This is a genomic window from Streptomyces sp. NPDC086989 (genome assembly GCF_044745505.1).
Classification (GTDB): domain Bacteria; phylum Actinomycetota; class Actinomycetes; order Streptomycetales; family Streptomycetaceae; genus Streptomyces.
This window is the reverse complement of sequence record NZ_JBIVAL010000002.1, coordinates 121464-139349: the sequence shown is the minus strand read 5'-3', so window position 1 is coordinate 139349 and position 17886 is coordinate 121464. Positions and strand designations below refer to the sequence as shown.

General features: G+C 73.1%; 18 protein-coding genes. 9 read left to right on the top strand and 9 right to left on the bottom strand.

The genetic code is table 11. From position 1 onward, the window contains the following. Nucleotides 1–109 precede the first annotated feature (109 nt). The 4 genes from ACIPK4_RS04350 (at nt 110) to ACIPK4_RS04335 (ending at nt 4795) form a co-directional block, all read left to right on the top strand. Complete coding sequence (locus ACIPK4_RS04350; protein ID WP_402309195.1) at nt 110–2518, top strand: ribonucleoside-diphosphate reductase subunit alpha; 2409 nt, start codon at nt 110–112, stop codon at nt 2516–2518. After that, entirely contained in the window at nt 2518–3534 is a 1017-nt protein-coding gene (locus ACIPK4_RS04345) for a ribonucleotide-diphosphate reductase subunit beta (protein WP_054223127.1), read from the top strand. The genes ACIPK4_RS04350 and ACIPK4_RS04345 overlap by 1 nt, the downstream gene beginning before the upstream one ends. Nucleotides 3535–3647: 113 nt before the next feature. Next, nucleotides 3648–4361, top strand: coding sequence for a helix-turn-helix domain-containing protein (locus ACIPK4_RS04340; RefSeq protein WP_402309193.1), 714 nt, complete (start codon nt 3648–3650; stop codon nt 4359–4361). 47 nt (nt 4362–4408) lie between these two features. After that, complete coding sequence (locus tag ACIPK4_RS04335) at nt 4409–4795, top strand: DUF3703 domain-containing protein (protein WP_402309191.1); 387 nt, start codon at nt 4409–4411, stop codon at nt 4793–4795. Between the two features lie 138 nt (nt 4796–4933). On the opposite strand, the gene def is transcribed toward ACIPK4_RS04335, so the two are convergent. The 8 genes from def to ACIPK4_RS04295 all read right to left on the bottom strand — a co-directional run bounded on the left by def (nt 4934) and on the right by ACIPK4_RS04295 (nt 12710). Beyond that, nucleotides 4934–5569: a peptide deformylase gene (gene def, locus ACIPK4_RS04330; RefSeq protein ID WP_054223128.1), complete on the bottom strand. Its 636-nt coding sequence runs from the start codon at nt 5567–5569 to the stop codon at nt 4934–4936. 64 nt (nt 5570–5633) lie between these two features. Next, nucleotides 5634–6644: a tetratricopeptide repeat protein gene (locus ACIPK4_RS04325; RefSeq protein ID WP_402309189.1), complete on the bottom strand. Its 1011-nt coding sequence runs from the start codon at nt 6642–6644 to the stop codon at nt 5634–5636. A 119-nt stretch (nt 6645–6763) separates the two neighbouring features. Next, on the bottom strand, nt 6764–8071 hold the full coding sequence (locus ACIPK4_RS04320) for an HD-GYP domain-containing protein (protein ID WP_402309187.1): 1308 nt from the start codon (nt 8069–8071) through the stop codon (nt 6764–6766). Then, nucleotides 8068–9660, bottom strand: coding sequence for an HD-GYP domain-containing protein (locus ACIPK4_RS04315; RefSeq protein WP_402309185.1), 1593 nt, complete (start codon nt 9658–9660; stop codon nt 8068–8070). Before ACIPK4_RS04315 ends, ACIPK4_RS04320 begins: the two co-directional genes overlap by 4 nt. 175 nt (nt 9661–9835) lie before the next feature. Then, nucleotides 9836–10138, bottom strand: a complete 303-nt coding sequence (gene rsrA, locus ACIPK4_RS04310; protein WP_053784609.1) for a mycothiol system anti-sigma-R factor — start codon at nt 10136–10138, stop codon at nt 9836–9838. Beyond that, nucleotides 10135–10779, bottom strand: a complete 645-nt coding sequence (locus ACIPK4_RS04305; protein ID WP_008741505.1) for a sigma-70 family RNA polymerase sigma factor — start codon at nt 10777–10779, stop codon at nt 10135–10137. The genes rsrA and ACIPK4_RS04305 overlap by 4 nt, the downstream gene beginning before the upstream one ends. Nucleotides 10780–11131: 352 nt before the next feature. After that, nucleotides 11132–11788: an alpha/beta family hydrolase gene (locus ACIPK4_RS04300; protein WP_402309184.1), complete on the bottom strand. Its 657-nt coding sequence runs from the start codon at nt 11786–11788 to the stop codon at nt 11132–11134. A 106-nt stretch (nt 11789–11894) separates the two neighbouring features. Then, complete coding sequence (locus ACIPK4_RS04295) at nt 11895–12710, bottom strand: SOS response-associated peptidase (protein WP_402309182.1); 816 nt, start codon at nt 12708–12710, stop codon at nt 11895–11897. A gap of 53 nt (nt 12711–12763) precedes the next feature. On the opposite strand from ACIPK4_RS04295, the gene ACIPK4_RS04290 reads away from it, so the two are divergent. The 4 genes from ACIPK4_RS04290 to ACIPK4_RS04275 all read left to right on the top strand — a co-directional run bounded on the left by ACIPK4_RS04290 (nt 12764) and on the right by ACIPK4_RS04275 (nt 16326). After that, nucleotides 12764–13477: a M50 family metallopeptidase gene (locus tag ACIPK4_RS04290; protein ID WP_376196509.1), complete on the top strand. Its 714-nt coding sequence runs from the start codon at nt 12764–12766 to the stop codon at nt 13475–13477. Between the two features lie 65 nt (nt 13478–13542). Then, the gene (gene aroA, locus ACIPK4_RS04285; protein WP_402309181.1) at nt 13543–14892 is read left to right on the top strand and encodes a 3-phosphoshikimate 1-carboxyvinyltransferase; all 1350 of its coding nucleotides are present in this window, start codon (nt 13543–13545) and stop codon (nt 14890–14892) included. A gap of 8 nt (nt 14893–14900) precedes the next feature. Beyond that, a complete protein-coding gene (gene rsgA, locus ACIPK4_RS04280; RefSeq protein ID WP_376196507.1) occupies nt 14901–15911 on the top strand; it encodes a ribosome small subunit-dependent GTPase A in 1011 nt (336 codons plus the stop codon). A gap of 91 nt (nt 15912–16002) precedes the next feature. After that, on the top strand, nt 16003–16326 hold the full coding sequence (locus ACIPK4_RS04275) for a multidrug efflux SMR transporter (RefSeq protein ID WP_007266432.1): 324 nt from the start codon (nt 16003–16005) through the stop codon (nt 16324–16326). Here the strand turns inward: ACIPK4_RS04275 and ACIPK4_RS04270 are convergent. Next, nucleotides 16292–16864 carry a TetR/AcrR family transcriptional regulator gene (locus ACIPK4_RS04270; RefSeq protein WP_402309179.1) on the bottom strand — a complete coding sequence of 191 codons (573 nt, stop codon included), beginning with the start codon at nt 16862–16864 and terminating at the stop codon, nt 16292–16294. The two genes, ACIPK4_RS04275 and ACIPK4_RS04270, sit on opposite strands and share 35 nt — an antisense overlap. A 137-nt stretch (nt 16865–17001) precedes the next feature. Here ACIPK4_RS04270 and hisN point away from each other — a divergent pair, with 137 nt between their 5' ends. After that, nucleotides 17002–17808: a histidinol-phosphatase gene (gene hisN, locus ACIPK4_RS04265; RefSeq protein WP_054223137.1), complete on the top strand. Its 807-nt coding sequence runs from the start codon at nt 17002–17004 to the stop codon at nt 17806–17808. Nucleotides 17809–17886: the final 78 nt, after the last annotated feature.

Sequence of the window (17886 nt, the reverse complement as noted above, 5' to 3'; positions counted from 1 at the left end):
CGCGGTTGGGCCGGTGGACGCCGCGCGGTGCTGCCCCGTCATGCCCGCACGCGCCCGCTCGCGCCCGCACCGCAGGTGTCCCGGAGCCGAGCGAGGGAGAGCTCCCCCCGTGACCATCGCGCCTTCCGCACCGCGCGCCGAGTCCGACCCGTCCGACACCGGAATCGAGACCGGGGGACCTGGGGCCGCACTGCTGCGGACCCTCACCGAGCTGACGGCCGACCTCCCCGACACCGACCCGGGCCGGGTCGCCGCCGCCGCGCTGCGCGGGCGCAGCGCCGCCGCCGACGAGGCCGAACTGCGCGCCCTGGCCACGGAGGCCGCCGCCGGTCTGATCTCCGAGGACCCGGCGTACTCCCGGCTCGCCGCCCGGCTGCTGACGCTGGCCGTCGCCGAGGAGGCCGCCGGCCAGGGGGCCACCTCCTTCTCCGCCTCCGTCGCGGTCGGTCACCGCGAGGGCCTGATCGCGGACCGCACCGCCGAGTTCGTGGAGCTGCACGCGGGCCGCCTGGACGCGCTGGTCGAGCACACGCTCGCCGAGGGCGCCGACGACCGCTTCGGCTTCTTCGGCCTGCGCACCCTGCACAGCCGCTACCTGCTGCGCCACCCGATCACCCGTCAGGTGATCGAGACCCCGCAGCACTTCATGCTGCGCGTGGCGTGCGGTCTCGCCGAGAACGACAGCGTCCAGGCCGTCGAGGAAGTGGCCTCGCTGTACCGGCTGATGAGCCGCCTCGACTACCTGCCGTCCTCCCCCACGCTGTTCAACTCCGGCACGCGGCACCCGCAGATGTCCTCCTGCTACCTGCTGGACTCCCCGCTGGACGAGCTCGACTCGATCTACGACCGCTACCACCAGGTCGCGCGCCTGTCGAAGCACGCCGGCGGCATCGGTCTGTCGTACTCGCGCATCCGCGCCCGCGGTTCGCTGATCCGCGGTACGAACGGCCACTCCAACGGCATCGTGCCGTTCCTGAAGACCCTCGACGCCTCCGTCGCCGCCGTGAACCAGGGTGGCCGCCGCAAGGGCGCCGCCGCCGTCTACCTGGAGACCTGGCACGCGGACATCGAGGAGTTCCTGGAGCTGCGCGACAACACCGGCGAGGACCAGCGCCGCACCCACAACCTGAACCTCGCGCACTGGGTGCCGGACGAGTTCATGCGCCGCGTCAATGCGGACTCCGAGTGGTCGCTGTTCTCCCCGGCCGACGTGCCCGAGCTGGTCGACCTGTGGGGCGACGAGTTCGACGCCGCCTACCGCAAGGCCGAGGCGGAGGGCCTGGCCCGCAAGACGATGCCCGCGCGTGACCTGTACGGCCGGATGATGCGCACCCTCGCGCAGACCGGCCAGGGCTGGATGACCTTCAAGGACGCCTCCAACCGCACGGCGAACCAGACCGCCGAGCCGGGCACCGTCGTCCACTCCTCGAACCTGTGCACCGAGATCATCGAGGTCACCAACGACGGCGAGACCGCCGTCTGCAACCTCGGCTCGGTCAACCTCGGCGCCTTCGTGCTCCCCGAGACGGGTGACATCGACTGGGAGCGGCTGGACGAGACCGTCCGCACCGCCGTGACCTTCCTCGACCGCGTGGTCGACATCAACTTCTACCCGACCGAGCAGGCCGGCCGCTCCAACGCCCGCTGGCGCCCGGTGGGCCTGGGCGCGATGGGCCTCCAGGACGTCTTCTTCAAGCTGAAGCTGCCGTTCGACTCCCCCGAGGCGAGGGCGCTGTCCACCAAGCTCTCCGAGCGGATCATGCTGGCCGCGTACGAGGCCTCCTGCGACCTCGCCGAGCGCAGCGGCCCGCTCCCGGCCTGGGAGCAGACCCGCACGGCCCGCGGTGTCCTGCACCCCGACCACTACGACACCGAGCTGAACTGGCCGGAGCGCTGGGACGCCCTGCGCGCCCGCGTCACGAAGTCCGGCATGCGCAACTCGCTGCTCCTCGCCATCGCCCCGACGGCGACGATCGCCTCGATCGCCGGTGTGTACGAGTGCATCGAGCCGCAGGTCTCCAACCTGTTCAAGCGCGAGACGCTGTCGGGCGAGTTCCTCCAGGTCAACGGCTACCTGGTGGAGGAGCTCAAGAAGCTCGGCGTGTGGGACGCGCAGACCCGCGAGGCCCTGCGCGACTCCAGCGGTTCGGTCCAGGGCTTCGGCTGGATCCCGGCCGAGGTGCGCGAGCTGTACCGCACGGCGTGGGAGATCCCGCAGCGCGGTCTGATCGACATGGCGGCGGCCCGTACGCCGTTCCTCGACCAGTCGCAGTCGCTGAACCTGTTCCTGGAGACCCCCACCATCGGGAAGCTGTCCTCGATGTACGCGTACGCCTGGAAGCAGGGTCTGAAGACCACGTACTACCTGCGTTCGCGCCCGGCGACGAAGATCGCCCGCGCCGCGCAGGCGGCCACCCCCGCAGCGCTCCCCCTGGCCGACGCCGCCGCCGAGGCCGCGGCCGCGGAAGCGCTCGCCTGCTCCCTTGAGAACCCCGAGTCCTGCGAGGCCTGCCAGTAATGAGCTCCACCGACAAGAAGAACCTCCTGGACCCGGGCTTCGAGCTGACGCTGCGCCCCATGCGCTACCCGGACTTCTACGAGCGCTACCGGGACGCGATCAAGAACACCTGGACCGTCGAGGAGGTCGACCTCCACTCGGACGTCGCGGACCTCGCGAAGCTGACGCCCGCCGAGCAGCACATGATCGGCCGTCTGGTCGCGTTCTTCGCGACGGGCGACTCGATCGTCTCGAACAACCTGGTGCTGACGCTCTACAAGCACATCAACTCCCCGGAGGCGCGCCTGTACCTGTCGCGCCAGCTGTTCGAGGAGGCCGTGCACGTCCAGTTCTACCTGACGCTGCTCGACACCTACCTGCCCGACCCGGACGACCGCGCGGCCGCCTTCGACGCGGTCGAGGAGATCCCGTCGATCCGCGAGAAGGCGCAGTTCTGCTTCAAGTGGATGGACTCGGTCGAGAAGATCGAGCGCCTGGAGACCCAGGCCGACCGCCGCCGCTTCCTGCTGAACCTGATCTGCTTCGCGGCGTGCATCGAGGGCCTGTTCTTCTACGGCGCCTTCGCGTACGTGTACTGGTTCCGCTCGCGCGGTCTGCTGCACGGCCTGGCCACCGGCACCAACTGGGTGTTCCGTGATGAGACCATGCACATGAACTTCGCGTTCGAGGTCGTGGACACGGTCCGCAAGGAGGAGCCGGAGCTCTTCGACGAGCAGCTCCAGCAGCAGGTCACGGACATGCTGAAGGAGGCCGTGGAGGCGGAGCTGCAGTTCGGCCGCGACCTGTGCGGTGACGGCCTGCCGGGCATGAACACCGAGTCGATGCGCGAGTACCTGGAGTGCGTCGCGGACCAGCGTCTGGTCCGCCTCGGCTTCCCGCCGGTGTACGGCTCGCAGAACCCGTTCTCGTTCATGGAGCTCCAGGGCGTCCAGGAGCTGACGAACTTCTTCGAGCGCCGCCCGTCGGCCTACCAGGTCGCGGTCGAGGGCACGGTCGACCTGGACGAGGACTTCTAAGTCCCCTCCGGCCGCCACCGGCACGGCTTGATAGCGTCCCCGCCCATGGGGAGCAACACCCGGTCCTCCGGGTTCTCGGGCGGGGGCGCTTCGTCGTGCCCGGGGCCCTCGGCATGACCGCCGGCGGGTGGGCGGGACGGACCCGGCTGCGGCCTGGAGGCCTGCTGTACGGGGGCGCCGTCGGGTCCGCCGGTGCACACGCGCACCACTCCGTCCAGGTCATCGCGGCGCTGGGCGGCGACGAGCTCGTGATGGCCGGGCCGGACGGGGAACCCTTCGGGTGCCGGGCGTACGTGGTCCCGGCCGGGGTGCGTCACGCGGTGCTGCGCGGGGTGTCGTGCGGGGTGGTGCTGCACTACGACCCGCTCTCCTCCGCGGGGCGGCGGCTCGCGGAGCTGGCGGGGGACGCGGGCGACCTCGTACCGGCCGACGCCCTGCCCGCCGACGCCTTCGAGGCGGCGTGCGCGCTGGACGCCGTACTGCCCGGAGCGCCGCAGCCCCTCGCGGCGGCGCATCCGGGGCTGGCGCGGGTGCTGGAGTGGCTGCCCGGCCGTGAGCCGGTGCGGCTGTCCCGGGCGGCGGAGGTGGCGTGCCTGTCGGAGAGCCGCCTCGCGCACCTGTTCCGGGCGGAACTCGGGCTGCCGTTCCGGCCGTACGTGCTGTGGCTGCGGCTGATGCGGGCCGCCGAACTCTCCTCCCAGGGGCACTCCCTGACGGACGCGGCGCACGGCGCCGGCTTCGCGGACGGTGCGCATCTGAGCCGCGTGTGGCGGCGGATGTTCGGGATCGCGCCGTCGGACTTCACCCGCACCGTCCAGTGGATGTAGCAGGTTCGTTCAAGCGCCGCGGGGCCCCGCGGCGCCACCGTGGACGCATGAGGAAAACGATCAGGAAGTGCGTGGCCGCCTGTACGGGCAAGACCATGCCGGCCGCCGTCCGCAGGGCCTTCGAGGACGAGCTGCGCCGCGCCCGCGACGCGGCGCCCGACACCCGGGCCATGTGGACCGCCCTGGAGCGGGCGCACATCATCTCCCAGGCCTGGGCCTGGCCCCACACCCGTGCCCACTGGCACATGTTCCGGCTCGCGGTGCGCTGCCGGGACCGGGCGGAGACGGTGGGGCAGGTGGTGCGGATCCTGGTGGCCGGGGCCGGGTCCCTCACCGGGCGCGTGCCGTACGGCAACACCGGGCGCACGGCGGCGGGCATCTCGACGCCGATGCCCCTGCCGGAGGATCTGCGGCTGCTGCTGGGCCGCGCCTAGGGAGTGTCGTCGAAGTGGCCCCGGCCAGACGGGACTTCGACGACACGAGCTAAGGGCGGCCGCCGCCCCGGGCCCGGCCCCGACGCCTTCCGGCGTGCGGGGCGGGCCCTGGTCCGGGGCCAGGGCCCGGGCCAGGGGCTACGCGTTCGGGACCGTCTCGTAGCGCGGGGTGCCCTCTTCCATCTGGCGCAGGGCGTCCTTGCGGTCTCGCTTCGAGAGGCGGTCGATGTACAGGTACCCGTACAGGTGGTCCGTCTCGTGCTGGAGGCAGCGGGCGAAGTAGCCCGTGCCGCGCACCTTGATGGGGTTGCCCTGGGCGTCCTGGCCGGTCACCTCGGCGTAGTCCGGGCGGGCCAGCGAGGCGTAGGCGGTCGGGACCGACAGGCAGCCCTCGTTGGAGTCGTCGAGCACGCGGGAGCCGGCCGGCAGCTCGACCAGCTTCGGGTTGACCACGACACCGGTGTGGCGCACGCCGTCGTCGTCCGGGCAGTCGTACACGAAGACCTTGGCGTCCACGCCGATCTGGTTCGCGGCCAGGCCCACGCCCTCGGCGGCCTTCTGGCTGGCGAACATGTCGTCGATCAGCTGCGCCAGTTCGTCGCCGAACTCGGTGACGTCCTTGCACTCCCGGTGCAGCACGGGGTTGCCGACCACCGTGATCGGGCGGGCGGTACCGCGCTCGCGGTGGGCGAGCTCGCGCGCCTCACAGTCCTCGGTGTCCACGACGTACCCGTCGTTCACGACCTCGACGACCTCGTTCTCCTGCTGCGCCATGTCCGCCGTACGCCTTCCGTAAGTCCACCCGTTCACAATGTGCCGGTACAGCCTACGGTGCCGGTCAGCAGACCTCTTCGAGATCCCGCCATTCCCGGGTCTCCGGGCTGTCCGCGACCCACCCGTCGAGCAGTCCGCGCACCAGGCCGGCCGGCGCCGCGATGCCGCATTCGCGCTCGGGGACCCACAGGGCGCCGGAGCCGTTCGTCCGGTGCCCCAGCGGGCCGGGGTGCCCCGGTTCGCTGTGGTCGTGCGGGTCCAGGTGCTCCCCGTCGCCCTCGCCGCTCGGCATCACGCTCTCCGAGCAGGTCCGGCACAGCAGCCGCACCGAGGACGACCAGTCCTCGGCGGCGAACCCCGCGTCCGAGGCGAGCTGCTCCAGTGCGTCGCGGTCCTCCTCGGTGGCCGCCTCCAGCAGCACCACCCAGGTCGGCACCGGGGAGGGCGCCCACAGCTCGATCTCGTCGAAGACCGGGTACGAGGGACCGGCCGCCGTGACCCGCTCGCCGTGCGGGACCCCGTCGTGCAGGACGACCTCGCCCCAGCGCCGCCCCGAGGAGGGCAGCGGGATCGAGAGGACCTCCATGCGGGCCGGATCGAGCCTGCGGCCCCACACGACCTCGGCCTCGCCCTCGGGCGAGAGCCGCACGGCGGCGCTGCCGAGCTCCATGCCGACGGGTTCGCCTCCGCCCTTCGCGGGGCGGGCGCCCTGGCCGTGCGGGTCCCCGGGCACCTTCAGCCCGTACGCCTGCCAGGCCCGGCGGGCCAGCGGCCAGTCCTGCAGTGCGGTCGCGGCGATCCCGACGTTCCACCAGTCGGGGGCGCCGGTCTCGCGGTCCAGCAGGGCCACGGCGCGCAGGCCGGCGGCCCGCGCCTGCTCCCAGTCGTGCCGGAACTTGTGCAGCAGCGCGAGGTTGAACCAGGACTCGGACAGCCAGGGCTCCAGGTCCGCGGCTCTGGTGAGCAGCGCGCCCGCGTCCTCGTACCGCCCGTCGCCGATCAGCGTGAACGCGCGGTCGGTGGCCTGCCGCCACGAGGCGGAGGGCCGATGCCGTACCTTCCCGAAGATCCTCACAATTCCCGCCTGCCTGGGGGCACCTCCCAGCGGTGGCTGGGGGACAACGGTGCAGCCTTGCGGACACTCCTACTGGCATCCAACCATGCCCACTCGGACGGCCGCTCATTACCCATGGGTTACCCGGGTGGGACGGGAACAACTCTGTCACGTCCGTCCCTGGCCAGAACCCTGGCAAGACATTCCACGACCTCTGGCTGGTAGTCGCGCCCGGTGCCCAGCCGCAGCTGCTCCAGCGCCGCCAGTGACCCGCCCGGGTGACGGCTCCCGCCGAGCAGGTCGTCGTAGGCGTTGACCGCCCGTACGATGCGCGCCGCGACCGGCTGGTCGCGGTACGGGTCCGCCTGCCGCTCCACCACCACGGCCACCTCGGCGGGCACCCCGCTCTGGCGGGCCACCTCCCCGCCCAGCTCGGCGATCCGGCGGGCCTCGGCGGCGGGCAGTCCGGCGGTGGCCCCGGCCCGGACCGGGTCGACGAGGGAGAGCTGGCCGATGTCGTGCATGAGGGCGGCGTATTCCAGCACCGTGAGCTCCCGCTGCGACAGGCCGAGCTCCCGGCCGACGGCGCAGCTCAGCGCGGCGACCCGGCGGGCGTGCCCCGGGCGGGTGCAGCCGGCGATCTCGGTGGCGCGGGCCAGGGAGGTGATGGTCTGGCGGTAGGTGGTGCGGATCGCGGTGATCCGGTGGAAGGACAGCTGGGTCAGCAGCAGGGGCACGCAGAGGACGGGCAGGGCCCACAGCCCGGCGACGGCCACGCCCAGGGCCATGACGACGCCGGTGGCGCAGATCGCCGAGCCGATGCCGACCTGGGCGCGCAGCTCGTCGCGCAGCAGCGGCCCGTACGGCCAGCCCGTGCGGGCGCCGGCCAGCGCGGCGGCGAGCACGGCGTCGCACAGGGCGGTCAGGCCGAGCAGGAGCAGCAGGAGGAGGACGAGGTACGGGCCGTGCCCGATCCCGTGCTCCAGCCGGCCGGAGTTGTAGAGCGGCTGGAAGCAGACGGCGGCGAAGGACGCGGTCAGGACCCGGCGGGCCAGGTGGTCGGCGGTGGGCCCGCGGCCCCGGGCGACGTGCGGGACGATCCCGGCGAGCACGGCGGCGACGACGACCGCGACGACCTGGAGCACGCCGTGGTGGGTGGGCTGGGCGGCGTTCGGGCCGAGCAGGGCGTACGCGAGGGTGCCCGCGGAGCCCAGCGGTGCGGAGCGGCGGTCCTGCGCCGCGTCCCCCGCGGGCCCCGGGGCGCCGCCGTCCCGGCCGTCCCGGGTGCCGGCGGGGTCACGGCGGGCGAGCTCGCCGCAGGTGATCAGGGCGCCGAAGGCCAGGGCGGTGCCGGGTTCGACGACTCCGTACCAGAGGGTGTGGGCGAGCCCGGCCAGGGTGAGCACCCCGGCGGCCCCGAGCACCACCCGGACGACCGCGCCCCTCACGGCTCGTCCCCGCCGTCCGGTTCCCGCCCGGCCCGCCGGTCCACGGTCCGTACGACGAGGCGGGCGCCCTGGGCCGGCAGCCCGGCCAGCCCGGGGCCCGCGGGATCACGGACCGCCGCGGCGGCGGGGGCGGCCGCGCCGGGGGCGACGGCGGGGGCGGCCGCTCCCGGGGCGACTGCGGGGGCGGCCGCTCCGGAGGCCGGACCCGGACCGCAGGCGGAACGGGAAGCGGAACCGGAAGCGGAAGGGGATGCGGAGCCGGCCGGGATCACCTGGACGTCGTCGTCCGCGGTGACCACCGGGTGCCAGCCGTGCCGCCCGATGGAGGCGACCAGCGCGCGGACCATCACCGGATCGAAGTGCGCCCCCGCACACCGTTCCAGTTCGGCCAGCGCGACCGGCACCGGCCGGGCCCGGCTGTAGGAGCGGGTCGAGGTCATCGCGTCGAAGGCGTCGGCCACCGCCACCACCCGGGCCGGCACCGGGATCTGCTCGCCGGCCAGCCCGTACGGATAGCCGGAGCCGTCGACCCGCTCGTGGTGGTGCAGGATCGCGGACCGGGCCTCGCCCAGGAAGCCGATGCCGCGCACCATCTCGTGCCCGTACTCGGGGTGCAGCTCGATCACCCGGCGCTCCTCCGGGGTCAGCGGGCCGTCCTTGCGCAGCAGCCGGGTGGGCACGCCGATCTTGCCGACGTCGTGGAGGATCCCGGCGATGCGGACGACTTCGAGCCGGTCGGCGGGCATGCCCAGCTCTCGGGCGATCATCGCGGAGGCCTGGCCGACGCGCTCGCCGTGGCCGCGTGTGTAGCGGTCCTTGAGGTCGACGGCCTGGACGAGCGCCCGGATCGTGGCCTGGTGGGCGGCCCGCTCGCGGTGGTACTGGGCGAAGACCCAGCAGGAGATGTACATCGGCAGCAGGACGAGCAGTGCGGCCGCGAGCCCGTAGGGGCTGCGCCACATGACGGCCATCATCAGCCCGGCGAGACCGTGCACGCAGTGCGGGGCCAGGGCGCGGGTGAGCAGGCCGTCCCATGCCGTGCGGACGGGCCGGCGCTCGGCGGTGGCCAGGACGCCGCCTTCGAGGGCGGTCAGTACGAGGCAGAAGGCTGCGGCCGCGGCCGCCGCGGGGAGCATCGCGTACGGGAACTGCGCGAGGCCCGCCCCGGCGGGTTCCCCGACGGAGCCCGTGCCCGGCGCGGCAGGCCCGCCCAGCAGCGCGAACGTCCAGCCGGCGGCCCAGGCGGCGACGGCCTGCTGCGCCGCGTGCCACACCCGGCGGACGAGGGCGGGCCGCTGGACGACCGCCTGGGCGAACCCGCCGGGCAGTGCGACGAGCGCGGCGGCGGCGGGCGGCAGCAGGAAGACCGCGGCGAGCACCACGGGGAAGAAGGAGCCGATGCCCTCGGGCACCCGGCCGCCCGGCAGCGGGCAGGCCCTGACCAGTTCGCAGCCGAGGTAGAGGAGGGCGAGCAGCCCCACGGCGCGCCAGGGGGTGCCGGGATCGGCGAGGGCCGGGGCGGTGCAGGCCGACGCCGCGAGGACGGCGCCCAGGATGTATCCGCGCGCCGCCGGAGGAAGTACCCGCATGGCGCTCTCCTCCCCTGTGCGGTGCACATCCGGCGCCGCATCGCACCGGCACCGTCTGGGGAGAATAGGTGGGGCCCCTTGTGCAGCGGGCCACATTTTCGTATTGCGCCGTACGGGCGCCCCCGGATTAGCACCTTCGGGTGAACGAAGTGGGCTTCCAGGGGCGGTTGTTCGATCAGCCGGTGGCGGGGTCCGCGGTCACATCGTGATCGGGGACGGCCTGGCCGGAACGGATCAGCTCGATCCGCCCCATGACCTTCGAGCGCAGGTCGGTCGGCACGTCGTCCGAACCGCAGCAGCGCTTCACCAGCTTCTTGACGGCCTGCTCAAGGCCGTACTTCTCCAGGCAGGGATTGCACTCGCCGAAGTGTGTCTCGAACTTCGTGCAATCGCTGTCCGGCATCTCGTGGTCCAGGAACTCGTACAGGTGGTCCAGGACCTCGGAGCACTCCGTCTCGTGCGGCTCTCCGCAGCTCATGAGCCCGAGCCTTTCAGGTCGTTCGACTCTCCCGCGCCCGCGGGGACCAGCCCGCGCTCACGGGCATAGTCCTCCAGCATTCCGCGGAGTTGACGGCGGCCACGGTGCAGTCGTGACATGACCGTACCGATGGGTGTACCCATGATGTCCGCGATCTCCTTGTACGCAAAGCCCTCTACGTCTGCAAGATAGACCGCGATGCGGAACTCTTCCGGAATGGCCTGGAGGGCTTCCTTCACATCCGAATCGGGCAGGTGGTCGAGCGCCTGCGACTCGGCGGAACGCAGTCCCGTCGACATGTGCGACTCGGCGCGCGCCAGCTGCCAGTCCTCGATCTCCTCCGCCGCGCTGCGCTGCGGTTCACGCTGCTTCTTGCGGTAGGAGTTGATGAACGTGTTGGTCAGAATGCGGTACAGCCACGCCTTGAGATTCGTGCCCTCGCGGAATTGGTGGAAGGACGCGTACGCCTTGGCATACGTCTCCTGGACCAGGTCCTCGGCGTCGGCCGGATTGCGCGTCATGCGCAGCGCGGCCGAGTACATCTGGTCGAGGTAGCCGAGGGCATCCCTCTCGAAGCGCGCATTGCGCTCCGGGGTCGTCTCCTCCGCGTGGCCTTCGTCGGTCCCAGCGACAGGACCCACCTCCTCCGACTGCGTGACGGCTCCGAAAGCGGACCCGCTCGAATCGGAGAATAGTCGACCATCCCGGCCCTCCGCCGCCTGAAGCGGGCCGCGCCTGGGCCCGGGCAGGACCGTCCAGTCCAGGCCTGCCGCCTGCGGACGGTGCTGGCTGATGACCTGGGTCATGCGCTCCCTCTCCTCCGACGTGTTCCCGTACGTTCTGACATCCGGCACAACAGAAGGGTCGGGCCGCGCATTCCCGGGCGGGGCGGGGTTTTCGGCCTCTGTCAGGTGGGCGCCGCAAAGTGATCGGAATCACTCGGCCTTTCCGGCGGATTCCCGGATTCCGCACGCTGCGGGCCCCGAGTGCGGGTCAGCGGGGAATACGGGTCAGCCAGGCGGCGACGGCCTCGGTGATCACCGTGAGCGTCTCGTCCTGGGTCGGACCGGCCTTCTTCGGCACGGCGAACCCGTGGTCGGCGTACGGGATCTCCACCAGCTCGTACGGTCCCTGCGCCGTCGGCGGCGGGAACTCCTGCGGCCGCCCGAACGGGTCCCGGTCGCCCTGCACCACCAGAGTGGGCCGCCCGGCTCCGGTGAGCTCGGCCGCCCGGGACTTCTCGGGCCGCCCCGGCGGGTGCAGCGGGAACGCCAGGGCCAGCACCCCGGCCGCCCCGAGCTCGGCGGCGGTCCGGCAGGCCACCCGGGCCCCGGCGCTGCGTCCGCCCGCCACCACGGGCAGCCCGGGCTTCGCCAGGGCCGGCCACAGGGCCCGCCAGCCCTCGTCGAGCACCTTGGGCGCGGCCGCCACCTTCTTCCCGGCGACCCGCCAAGGCTGCTCGACCAGCGCGACGGTGACCCCGTGCGCGGGCAGGGCGGCGGCCAGCGCCACGAGGTCGCGGGCCTCGATCCCGCCGCCGGCACCGTGGCTCACGGCGAGGACGAGGCGGGCCGTGCGGGCGGGGGCGGGGTGCCAGGTGATGCGGGCCTCGCCCGCCGGGGTGTCGACGCTCTCGGTACGCGTGGTCATGGCGCCCATCCTGCCCGGGGCGGACGGTCCGGGCAGGCCCCGACATCCGCGCGAACGCACGACCGCGCGGTCGACCGCACGACGCGCCACCGCGCGACCGCACGGGTCAGAACAGCGTGCCCTCCTCCGGAGCGGCCAGCTCCTGGAGCAGCTCCGGACCGTTGTTGCGGACGTTGCTCACGGCGGTGGAGACCGGGTACGCGCGCATCAGGCCGCCCGGCGGCGGTGCGAGCAGGGCCTGGAGTTCGTCGGGGTCCGTGCGGGCCGGGTCCAGCCAGGCGTCCCAGCGGTCCGGGGTCAGCATGAGCGGCATCCGCGGGTGGATCTCGGCGAGCGAGGCCGGCCCCTCGGCGGGGGCCACCCCCAGCGGCCCGGTCTCGGCCTCGGCGGTGATCACCGAGCAGGTGGCCCACCAGGCCTGCGGGTGGTCTCCGGGCAGGGCCGGGTCGCGCCAGAACTCGTATATCCCGGCCATGGCGAAGACGGAGCCGTCGGCGGGGAGCACGAAGTACGGCTGTTTGCGGGCCCGCTTCCTCCTGCCCTCGACCTCCAGCTGCCGCTCGTCGTGGGCGGTGACCCACTCGTAGTAGCCGTCGGCGGGGACGATGCAGCGCCGCTGCGCGAAGGGGCGGCGGAAGGACGGCTTCTCGGCCAGCGTCTCCGACCGGGCGTTGATCATCCGGGCGGCGCCGTCGGGGTTCTTGGCCCAGGAGGGGACGAGGCCCCACTTCACGACGCGCAGCTGACGAACCGGACGGGGGTCCGCCGCGTCTTTCACGGGACGGTCGAGGACGACGTGGACCTCCTTCGTCGGGGCCACGTTCCAGTCGGGTGCCAGGGTCTCCTCGGGCTCCCACCGCTCGACGCCGAAGGCCTCCGCCAGGTCCTCGGGCTTACGACTCGCTGCATACCGTCCGCACATGGCTGCCACACTGCCATCCCAGCCACCCGCCATCGCAAGGAGTCCGCCACTCTATGGACAGCACGACGACCGCCGGCATATGGGACCGGCTCACCGGCCTGCAGACCCCGCCGGCCCTGTGGCTGGTGATCGTGACGGGCCTGGCCGCGCTGACCACCGTGGGGGTGCGCCCGCTGTGGCGGGTCTCCCGCAACGCCGTGACCATCGCCCACGAGGGCGGTCACGGGCTGATCGCCCTGCTCACCGGCCGGCGGCTCGACGGGATCCGGCTGCACACCGACACCAGCGGCGTCACCGTCAGCTGGGGCAAGCCCACCGGGCTCGGCATGATCCTGACGGCCGCGGCCGGGTACACGGCGCCCCCGCTGCTCGGGCTCGGCGGGGCCGCGCTGCTGTCGGCCCACCGGATCACGCTGCTGCTGTGGGCGGCCACGGTGCTGCTGCTGGCGATGCTGGTGATGGTCCGCAACGCCTACGGCGCCCTGACGGTGGTGCTGACCGGCGGCACGTTCGTCCTGGTCTCCTGGTTCGCGTCGGCCGAGGTCCAGGCCGTCTTCGCGTACCTGGTGGTGTGGTTCCTGCTGCTGGGCGGGGTGCGGCCGGTCTTCGAGCTGGGCGCCAAGCGCCGGGGCGGCGGGGCGCCGGATTCCGACGCGGACCAGCTGGGGCGGCTCACGCACGTCCACCCGGTGGCCTGGCTGCTGCTCTTCCACGCCGTCGCGCTGTGCTCGCTCATCGGCGGCGGGCGCTGGCTTCTCAACCTCTGAGACCGATCCCCCGGCGGCGGCGCGATCAAGATCTGGGCCCGGGGGGAGCCACTAAAGTGGGGGCCATGACCGAGACCCCCGCGCTCCCCGCCCTCTGGCCCGCCCCGCTCGCCGACGGCACCGTCCACGCCACCGTCACCGTGCCGGGGTCGAAGTCGGTCACCAACCGCGCCCTCGTCCTCGCCGCGCTCGCCGCCGAGCCGGGCTGGGTGCGCCGCCCGCTGCGCTCGCGCGACTCCCGGCTGATGGCGGACGCGCTGCGCGCGCTCGGCGTCGGGATCGAGGAGACCGCCTCCTCCAGCTCGGGTGACGGCGCCGGCGGCGAGGCGTGGCGGATCATCCCCGCGGCCCTGCACGGCCCGGCCACCGTCGACGTCGGCAACGCGGGCACGGTCATGCGCTTCCTGCCGCCCGTCGCCACCCTGGCCGCCGGCGACATCCGCTTCGACGGCGACCCGCGCTCCTACGAGCGTCCGCTCGGCCAGGTCATCAGCGCCCTGCGCACCCTCGGCGCCCGGATCGACGACGACGGCCGGGGCGCGCTGCCGCTGACCGTCCAGGGCGGCGGGGCGCTGGAGGGCGGTGTCGTCGAGATCGACGCCTCGAACTCCTCGCAGTTCGTCTCGGCCCTGCTGCTGTCCGCGCCGCGCTACAACCAGGGCGTCGAGGTCCGGCACGTGGGCACCACCCTGCCGTCGATGCCGCACATCCGGATGACGGTGGAGATGCTGCGCGCGGCGGGCGCCCAGGTCGACACCCCCGAGGCGGGCGGCGAGCCGAACGTGTGGCGGGTCGCGCCGAGCGCGCTGCTGGGCCGCGACATGGTGGTGGAGCCGGACCTGTCGAACGCGCAGCCGTTCATGGCGGCGGCCCTGATCACCGGCGGTACGGTCACGATCCCGGACTGGCCGCGCCGCACCACCCAGCCCGGCGACGAGCTGCGCCGCATCTTCACGGAGATGGGCGGCTCCTGCGAGCTGACCGACGCGGGCCTGGTCTTCACCGGCAGCGGCAAGATCCACGGCATCGACGTGGACCTGGGCGAGGTCGGCGAGCTCACCCCCGGCATCGCGGCCGTCGCCGCGCTGGCCGACTCCCCGTCCACCCTGCGCGGGGTGGCCCACCTGCGCCTGCACGAGACGGACCGGCTGGCGGCGCTGACCGCGGAGATCAACGGGCTCGGCGGCGATGTCACCGAGACCGCCGACGGCCTGCACATCCGCCCGCGCCCGCTGCACGGCGGCGTGTTCCACACCTACGACGACCACCGGATGGCCACCGCGGGCGCCGTGATCGGCCTGGCGGTGGAGGGCGTGCAGATCGAGAACGTGGCGACGACCGCGAAGACCCTGCCGGACTTCCCGAGGATGTGGACCGGGATGCTCGGCGAGACCGCGCGGGTAGCGGGAGCGTAGGGCCCGTCATGCGCAGGTACGGCAAGCACACCGACGAGGACGACATCCGCCAGCGGCCCAACCCCAAGGGCAACCGGCCCCGGACCACCATCCGGCCCAAGCACGAGGACGCGGCCGAGGGCTTCGTCCTGACCGTCGACCGCGGGCGGCTGACCTGCCTGGTCGACGGCCGCACGATCCACGCCATGAAGGCCCGCGAACTGGGCCGCAAGGCCGCGGTGGTCGGCGACCGGGTCTGGATCGTCGGCGACCTGACCGGGAAGAAGGACACCCTCGCGCGGATCGTGCGGATCGAGGAGCGCAAGTCGGTCCTGCGGCGCACCGCGGACGACGACGACCCGTACGAGCGGGTGGTCGTCGCCAACGCGGACCAGCTGGCGATCGTCACGGCGCTGGCCGACCCGGAGCCCCGGCCGCGGATGATCGACCGCTGCCTGGTGGCGGCGTACGACGCGGGGCTGGAACCGCTGCTGGTGCTCACGAAGTCGGACCTGACCTCCGCGGACAAGATCCTGGAGATCTACTCCACGTTCGGCCTGAACTACGTGGTGACCAATCGGGAGGAGCTGGCGAACGGGGACGCCGCCGACCGGGTGCGCGAGCGCCTGGCCGGCCGGATCACGGCCTTCGTCGGCCACTCGGGCGTCGGCAAGACCACCCTCGTGAACTCGCTGGTCGCCGAGGGCCGGCAACGCGCCACCGGGCACGTCAACGCGGTGACCGGCCGCGGCCGGCACACCACCACCTCCGCGCTCGCGCTGCCGCTGCCGGACGGCGACGGCTGGGTCATCGACACCCCGGGCGTGCGCTCCTTCGGCCTGCACCACGTGGATCCGTCCCGGGTGATCCTGGCCTTCCCGGACCTGGTTCCCGGTACGGAGGACTGCCCGCGGGCCTGCAGCCACGACGAGAAGGACTGCGCCCTCGACAAGTGGGTGGAGGACGGCCACGCGGATCCGGCGCGGCTGTACTCGCTGCGGCGGCTGCTCGAGACCCGCGAACGCCGCGAAGGCGACTGATCGTCCGGGGGGGTTTGCCGGGTGCCACGTCTGGTAAATGCATAATCGCACCACGTGACACGACGTCACCTGACGCGGGGAGGCATGCGCCATGGCGTGGCTGCTGGTGGTCGTCGCGGGGATCCTGGAGACCGGTTTCGCGGTCTGCCTCAAGCTGTCGCACGGATTCACCCGGCTGTGGCCGACCATCGCCTTCGCCTGCTTCGCCCTGGGCAGCTTCGGCCTGCTGACGCTGGCCCTGAAGAAACTGGACGTGGGTCCCGCCTACGCGGTGTGGACGGGCATCGGGGCCGCCGGAACGGCCATCTACGGCATGGTCTTCCTCGGCGACCTGGTCTCGACCCTCAAACTCGTCTCGATCACGCTGGTCATCCTGGGCGTCATCGGTCTCCAGCTGTCCGGTTCGGCTCACTGAGCAGGCACAGCAGCCGCATCAGTTCACCGAGGCCCGGCTCTTCGCCCGGGGCTATCACGTACGACAGCGCGAGGCGCACGGCGAGTTCGCACCGCTGCGCCCCCTCCCCCGGGGCGATCATGGCCGAGGCCCGGTCGCGGACGGCCCGGGCCAGTTCCCCGGGGCCGGGGGCCGGTACCCCGGGGCGCACCCCCTGCCCGGGCGGCATCGGTAAGTTCCCGTCCCAGCACCCGGTCAGCAGGGCCCGTACGAGGGGACGCGCACGGGCCGCCCGTACGGTCCACTCCGCGACCGAGGCGAGGCGCTCGGTCGCCCCGGCCGGGGAGCGCAGCACCCGGTCCACCCCTTCGAGGTACCAGTCGGCCTCGCGGCGCACCAGGGCCCGGCCGAGGCCGGCCTTGCCGCCGAACTCGTTGTAGAGGGTCTGCCGGGACACCCCGGCGGTGGCGGCCACGTCGACCATCCGCACGGAGGGCCAGGGGCGCGCCAGGAGCGCCGCCCCGGCCGCCTCCAGCAAGGACTCCCGGGCTGCCGGCATGCGCGCCTCCCCGCTCGACTTCCCCGCTCGGCCGTTCCCGCCAGAGTTGACGGACCGGCAGATCCTGTCAAGGGCGCCTGCCGGCCGCACCGTGGACGCCGTTCGCCGGGTCCGGGCAGTCCCGATACTGTTCGGCCATGCCCGAGTATGACGATGACCTGCGCCTTGCCCTCGAACTCGCCGACGCGGCGGACACCGCGACGATGCAGCGGTTCCGCGCCCTCGACCTGAAGGTCGAGACGAAGCCGGACATGACGCCGGTGAGCGAGGCGGACAAGGCGGCGGAGGAGGTCGTGCGCGCCGGGATCGAGGCCGCGCGGCCCGACGACGCCGTCCTGGGCGAGGAGTACGGGCTCGAGGGCAGCGGCCCGCGCCGCTGGGTCGTGGACCCGATCGACGGCACGAAGAACTACGTGCGCGGGGTACCCGTCTGGGCGACGCTGATCTCGCTGATGGAGGAGGGCTCCGACGGGGTCTTCCGGCCCGTGGTCGGCGTGGTCTCGGCGCCGGCGCTGGGCCGCCGCTGGTGGGCGGCGCAGGGCGGGGGCGCGTACGCCGGCGGTGCGCTGGGCGGTGCCCCCGTACCGCTCGGCGTCTCGAAGGTGGCCGCCCTGGGCGACGCCTCCTTCGCCTACTCCTCGCTGAGCGGCTGGGAGGAGCAGGGCCGCCTCGCCGGGTTCCTGGACCTGACCCGGCAGTGCTGGCGCACCCGCGGTTACGGTGACTTCTGGCCGTACATGATGGTCGCGGAGGGCTCGCTGGACCTGTGCGCGGAGCCGGAGCTGAACCTGTGGGACATGGCGGCCATCGCGGTCGTGGTCCAGGAGGCGGGGGGCCGGTTCACCAGCCTGGACGGCGCGGAGGGCGTACACGGCGGGAACGCGGCCGCCTCGAACGGGCTGTTGCACGAGGAGATGCTGGGGTATCTGCGCCCGCGCGCCTGAGGCGTCCGAGTGTGTCGGGGTACTGCACCCGGACAACCGGGTGCGCCCTCTTGATTACCCTCCGTGTCCATGGGAATC